Raw genomic sequence first — 5,890 nt, 5'->3', positions numbered from 1 at the left:
GCCCGTCGCAGCGCCTCCCCCGACGCCGGCGCCCGCGCCCGCCCCGCGCCCTGCAGCCCCCGCGGCTCCGGCCAATCAGCCGCGGCCCGTGCCCGCAGCGGTGCCGGCGGCCCGCGAGCCCGAAGCCGCGCAGGGTCGCCCCCATCTCTCCGACATGGCGCGCCAGCTCGAGGACGCCCTGAACCTGCCGGAGCCCGCAGCCGAGCCGGCGTCGCCGCCGCGCCCTGCCGCACGGCCGCAACCCCCGCGGCCCCAGCCGCAGCCGGCTCCAGTCCGCCCTGAGCCGCGCCCGGCGCCGCAGCCGCCGGCCCCGGAGAAGCCCGCCGAGCGGGCCGCTCCCGCCCCGGCCGCATCCGCAGAGCCGGTCCCGCCGCCGTCACGGCCGGCGCCCGGAACGCTGCCGTCCAGCCCGCCGCCCCCTCCCCCGCCGGCTCCGGAACCGCCGAAAGCCGTGCAGGCTCCGCCTCCGCCGCCGCCTCCCCCGGCGCCGACGCCGGCTGCCGAACCGCCGGCTCCGCCTGCAGCCCGCCCCGATCCGTTCTCGATCGAGGACATCGAGGCCGAATTCGCCCGGCTGCTCGGTCGCCCCCTCGACCGGAAGGACAACAAGTCCTGATCGCCACGCGCTGGCTGTGAGCAGCCGGCGGGCGGGCGTTCCTCCACCTTGCGCTCGCTCCCTGCGGACCGCAGGGTCCGGGCCATGCACCACCGATTCCCGGCGTGACGCCGCACCTTCCGACTTTCGTGCGCAGATCCCGCCGGGGCCGCTGCCGCATCGCAGCGCTCGCCGCTGCGGCTGCGTTCGGTCTCGCGGCCGGCGCGGCGCATGCGCAGACGCTGAGCCTCGACCTCGGCCCGGGCAGCGGCGTCACCGAGCGGGCGCTGCAACTCGTCGCCCTCGTCACGATCCTCGCCGTCGCGCCTTCCGTTCTCGTGATGGTGACGTCCTTCACGCGGATCGTCGTGGTGCTCTCGCTGCTGCGGTCGGCGATCGGCACCCAGACGGCGCCGCCCAATGCCGTCATCGTGAGCCTGGCGCTGTTCCTGACCGCCTTCGTGATGGCGCCGACCTTCCGCGAGGTCTACCGCGTCGGGGTGGAGCCGCTCCTGGCCGGGCAGATCGAGCCCGGCGAGGCGTTCAACCGCGGCGTGGTGCCGATGCGCGAGTTCATGATGCGGCACGTCCGGGAGAAGGACCTGGCGCTGTTCGTCGATCTCTCCCGCGAGCCGCCGCCCGCGAGCCCCGCGGCGGTGGGCCTCCACGTGCTCATCCCGGCCTTCATGATCTCGGAACTGCGGCGCGCGTTCGAGATCGGCTTCCTGCTCTTCGTCCCGTTCCTGATCATCGACCTTGTGGTGGCGTCGATCCTGATGTCGGTCGGCATGATGATGCTGCCACCGGCCACCATCGCGCTGCCGTTCAAGCTGATCTTCTTCGTCCTCGTGGACGGGTGGAGCCTCGTGGCGGGCTCCCTGGTCCAGAGCTTCGGGACGTGACGCGGCCGGCCGGCTAGCCCGGAACCGGCGACCTGCTGCTCTCGGCACGCGGCGACGAGGGAAGCTGCGGCTCGGCCGCTCCGGGCGCCGTCCCATCCGTCTCCATCTCGCCGGCCGGAAGGGTCCAGTCGGCCAGGAACGTGCGCAAGGTATCGGCCCGGGCCGCCTCTTGGGCCGCGATACGGAATTCGCGCGTCTCGACCGCGCCCGGCCGCAGGATCAGCTCGAAGGTGCGCGCGTCGGGGGAATCCATGATCTTGCGGGCGAATTTCTGCTTCAGCCGGTCGAGCGAGATCCGCTCGTCGGCGAACACGTAGGCGATGGCCGCGCGGAGGACGTCGGACCGCTCGCGGTCGCTGAGCGCGTCGGGGCCTTCCCAGCGCGACCCAAGCAGGGCCTCGCCCGCCTCCCCGGCTTCCCGCCAGCGGCGCGCATTCCACAGGATGCTGGTGCGCAGGCGGTCGAAGGCAGGACCCGTCTCGCCTTCGAGCACCTCCAGGGCCAGGTCCGTGCGCGACAGATCGGCCAGAGCCCGCGCCTCGAGAACGTAGCGAAGCCGGCGCACCTCCTCCGGCAGGCCGGAGAGCCGGGTCGAATGGAGGGCGCTCAGGGCCATCAGCGGCTTCCGGTCCAGGAGCCGGATGGCCGCGAGCCGGGCGGCGATCGTCGCCCTGGCGGCACCCGTCAGGCGTCGCTCGACCTGGTATTGGAGAAGGTCGGCCGCCTGCTCGAGGAGGTCCAGTTCGACCAGCCTGTCGGCGAGGCGCCGGACGATCTCGTCGCCGCGCCTGCCCACGGGCGCGAGTTCCTTGAAATCGAAGTAGAGCGAGAGGGCCTGCAGGCCCGTGAGCTGCTCGCCCTCGGGGCCGAGCAGCAGCCCTTCGAGGAGCGCCGCTGCCTCCTCGTGCAGGCCGCGCGAGACCGGATGGGTGGGAAAGTACCGGTTCGCCCGCCTGACAACGGTGAACATGTCGCGCCACCGCTTCGCCCGCCCATAGAGCCGGGCGAGATCCGCGAGTGTCCCGACCTCCACCTCGCCGCCGCGCCAGGTGATGCTGAGGTTCTCCAGCGTCGAGATGGCCGCGTCCGTGTCGACCTCGCCGGCCTTCACGCCGAGCCGGGTCGCGCGCAGCGTCGCCTCCGCGGCGACCGGCAGGTCCGCCTCCAGAATCAGCTCGCGGTAGGCCTTCAGGGCCGCCTCGTTGCGGCCGGCAGCCTCGTCGACCCGTGCGCGGAGAAGATCGTGCCGGTCGCGCGGCACGCTCCCCGTCGCCATGCGGTCGATCGCGCCGAGTTCGCTCTCGGCAGCCGCAACGTCGCCCGCCTCCAGCGCGGCCGTGAGGGTGAGGAGACGGAGCGGACCCGCGGCATCGTCCGGATAGAGCTCGACGATCTCGTGGGCGCGGCGGAATCCGGCCAGGGCGGCGCCCCAGCGCTTGTCGAGCGCGTCCGCGGCCGCCCGCCACAGGACGGCCTCCGACTCCTCTGCGGCGCCATCGGCCGACAGGAAGGCTCGGGCCTCGGCCGTTCTGCGCGCCCGCACGGCCGCGATCCCCGACAGGATCAGCGTGTCACGCCGGCGGGCAAAGACGGCGTCCTCCGATCGGGCCAGGGCCAGAAGGCTCAGCGCCTCGTGGTTGAGTCCATTGGCGAGCATGAAGCGCGCGAGCCGGAACCGCGCCTCCGCGCGGCCGGCGCGGGCGGCCTCCGCGTTGTCCCGGACCAGGGCGGCGTAGCGGTCGAACGCGCCGGAGGCGGCGTCCCGAACCCACGCGTCGCGGGCGAGGACGAGGCGTGAGGCGGTTCCGCCATCCTCGCGGCCGCGGGAAGCCGGCGACAGCGTGAGCCCGACGTCGCGGGCGATCAGGACCCCGTTCTGTCCCAGGGCAACGGAGACGTCATCCGCCCGCGCTTCGACCACCACGCCGTGGATGGTCGAGGCGAGGCCGAACTCGACGAAGCTGCGCGGCAGCGGCAATCCCTGGACGCGCCCGGAGGCGGTCACGACCGCGAGCTTCGCCCCGTCGCCGTCCCGGAGCCAGTGGGCGCGCGACGCCCCCGCCATCCCGATCGCCACCAGCGGGCGGCCGTGGGTATCGACACCGCGCGAGACCTTCAGGGCATCGGATGGAAGCCCTCCGGCACTTCCGGTCGTCAGCCGCCAGCCCTCGCCCTCGGCAAGGAACCGGACCGCCCCGGAGGAGGGCTCGGGCAGGCGCAGGACCGTGAGCCCGCCCTCGGCTCTGACGCTCAGCGGCCGCAGGGACGGATCGGCAGCCGCGGCGAGGGACGACGTGTCGAGCCTGTCCTCCGTATCGAAGGCGAGCGTCAGCACCCCGCCCCGTCGGAAGGCCGCAGCGGGCGTCCGCCGGCCGAACGGGAACACGATGGCGGTGCCGTCTGCCCCCGCCTCGACCCTCGCGACGACCACGGAGGGCGCGGAGCCCTCGGCGGCCGCCACGCCGGGCTTGGCGGCTTCGGCGGGTGCCATTGCGGGCGGGCGTGATTGGGAGGCCCGGCGATCGCCTGCACCTGGCCCTGCGCCGCGCGCGTCCGGGGCGGGGGCCGCCTGCAGGACAGGCGGAGGGACCTGCTCGGCAGGCTCGGGCAGCTCCTGGGGAGGCTGCGGCCTTGCGAGATCCAGCACCAGGCCGTCCGGCTCACGGAAGCTCTGGGCCTCGAAACCGGCCGCTCGCCTGACCCGGATGGTCAGCCCGCCGGCGCCCGGGAGCGCTTCGAAATCCGCGACACCGGCCGTGAGCTTGGGCTTCGAGCCCGCCTGGTCGAACCTGACCTGTCCCTTGAAGGACAGCTCGACCTCCTCCCCGTCCTGTTTGACGTCGACCGGAAGGTCCGGCGGCACCTCGAACTGGAGCCTTGTCAGGGCGGGCATCTCGCCGATGCGCAGCCGCACGAGCCTTGGTGCCTCGGCCGGCCGCCCTCCCGCCGCCTTCAGCTTCGCCTCCGCGGCCTGCACGCGCGCGGCGAGTTCCGCCACGACCTCCGGCGGGAGCCCGGGCGGGAGGCCCGTCCACTTCGGCGGCAGGAGGTCGATGAAGACCCGCTCGGCGGCCTCGAGCACGTTGACGCGAACGGGCGCGGCGAGAGCGAGCCTCAGGCCCGTGCCGTCGGGGTCGCGGCGGACCGTGCTGACATAAGGCGCCAGCTCGCTGGCGAGCTTCTCGGCCTTGACCTTGGCCGGCTCGGCAAAGCTGATGACCAGCACGGAATTGGCCGTCCGGGCCGAAACCTTGGTCGGCTGGTCGAACTGGAGCAGGACCCGGCCGAAGCCGTTCATCTTGGAGCCGGCGACGACCACCTCGCGAGCGGAGGCCGGCACTGCGCCCACGAGGAGCGCGAGGCAGGCGAGAAGCAGGGGTGCGAGCCGTCCGACAGCCGAGCCGGACCACCGGCCGGGAATTGGCATCTTCGACACCGATCAGACGAGCTGTTCTGGCTGAGCCGGGCTGCGTGGACGAGGCAACCCTACCGGTCTGCTGCTAACGCCCGCTTAACCGAGATCAGCGGCGAGCCATGGCGGGGCGCTCGATGGCCGGCAGTTCCCCTGGCGGAAGCGCTCCGGGCGACGGCGCCGGCTTCACCTCCTGCCCGCCGCCTTCCGCCCGCTTGGCGAGCGCGACGGTGAGCTTCTCCGCGCTCTCCGGGCTCATCGCGGCGAGGACCTCGGCCATCTTTCGCGAATTCATCTGGGACACCACCGCGAGGAGCACGTCGAGGGGCAGGCGCTCGAAAACCCGCGCAGCCTCCTTCGGCTTCATGGTCTCGTACATGACCACGACGTTCCTGAGCACGGCCGGGTCGCCTGCATTCTTCGCGGCAGGAGCGTTCGCCTTCGCCGATTCATCGGCCGCCGCGGCCTTCATGGCGTTGAGACGCTCGTCGAGCTTGCGCTCCTGTTCCTGGAGCATGCGCTCGCGCGCCTCCATCTCGCGCGAGCGCTGCTGGAGTTCCTCGCGGCGCTCCCCGAGACGCTCGAGCAGGAGCCGCTCGCTCGGCGAGGGTGGATGGAGCGGCGGAGCCGGCTCGCGCTGGGCGGTGCTGTCCTCGGGCGGCGGAGCGCTTCCGTCCTCCTGCTTGGCGGGCAGGGAGCCGGTCGTGGTCGGCTCCTCGAGCTCGAAATTCGTCCGGGCATGGGTGAGGACGCGGCCGAAGCTCGCCTGTTTCGTCGCGGGCGGAGGCGGCTCGGGCTGCGGCGGGGCTCCGGTCCCGAGGCTCGCGGAGAGGCCCAGGACCTTCAGCCCGAGCATCGCGACGGCCGCCACGATGACGCCGTCGATCAGCCGGAAACTCGGGAGCTGTCCCGAACCCGGGAGCTTTCTCTTGGGGTTCACGCCGCCCTGCTCTCGATCCGGCGCGCGCTCCGCTCCGCAAG

3 protein-coding genes are annotated in these 5,890 nt (G+C 73.3%); 1 reads left to right on the top strand and 2 read right to left on the bottom strand.

The window, feature by feature from the left end:
• The first annotated feature begins 720 nt into the window (after nucleotides 1-720).
• Nucleotides 721-1,497 (top strand): flagellar type III secretion system pore protein FliP, encoded by a 777-nt coding sequence (gene fliP, locus ACO2SS_RS28605; RefSeq protein ID WP_423281267.1) that lies wholly within the window; start codon nucleotides 721-723, stop codon nucleotides 1,495-1,497.
• A 13-nt stretch (nucleotides 1,498-1,510) separates the two neighbouring features.
• Here fliP and ACO2SS_RS28600 read toward each other — a convergent pair whose 3' ends face one another.
• Together ACO2SS_RS28600 and ACO2SS_RS28595 are read right to left on the bottom strand one after the other, a co-directional pair.
• Nucleotides 1,511-4,924 carry a hypothetical protein gene (locus ACO2SS_RS28600; protein ID WP_423281266.1) on the bottom strand — a complete coding sequence of 1,138 codons (3,414 nt, stop codon included), beginning with the start codon at nucleotides 4,922-4,924 and terminating at the stop codon, nucleotides 1,511-1,513.
• Nucleotides 4,925-5,018: 94 nt separating this feature from the next.
• Nucleotides 5,019-5,890: MotE family protein (locus ACO2SS_RS28595; RefSeq protein ID WP_423281265.1), on the bottom strand; the 872-nt coding region annotated here is incomplete at its 5' end.

It is taken from the genome of Enterovirga sp. CN4-39, assembly GCF_049446235.1.
Lineage (GTDB): Bacteria > Pseudomonadota > Alphaproteobacteria > Rhizobiales > Beijerinckiaceae > Enterovirga.
The sequence above is the reverse complement of the archived record's forward strand: the minus strand, read 5'-3'. Positions and strand labels throughout refer to the sequence as shown.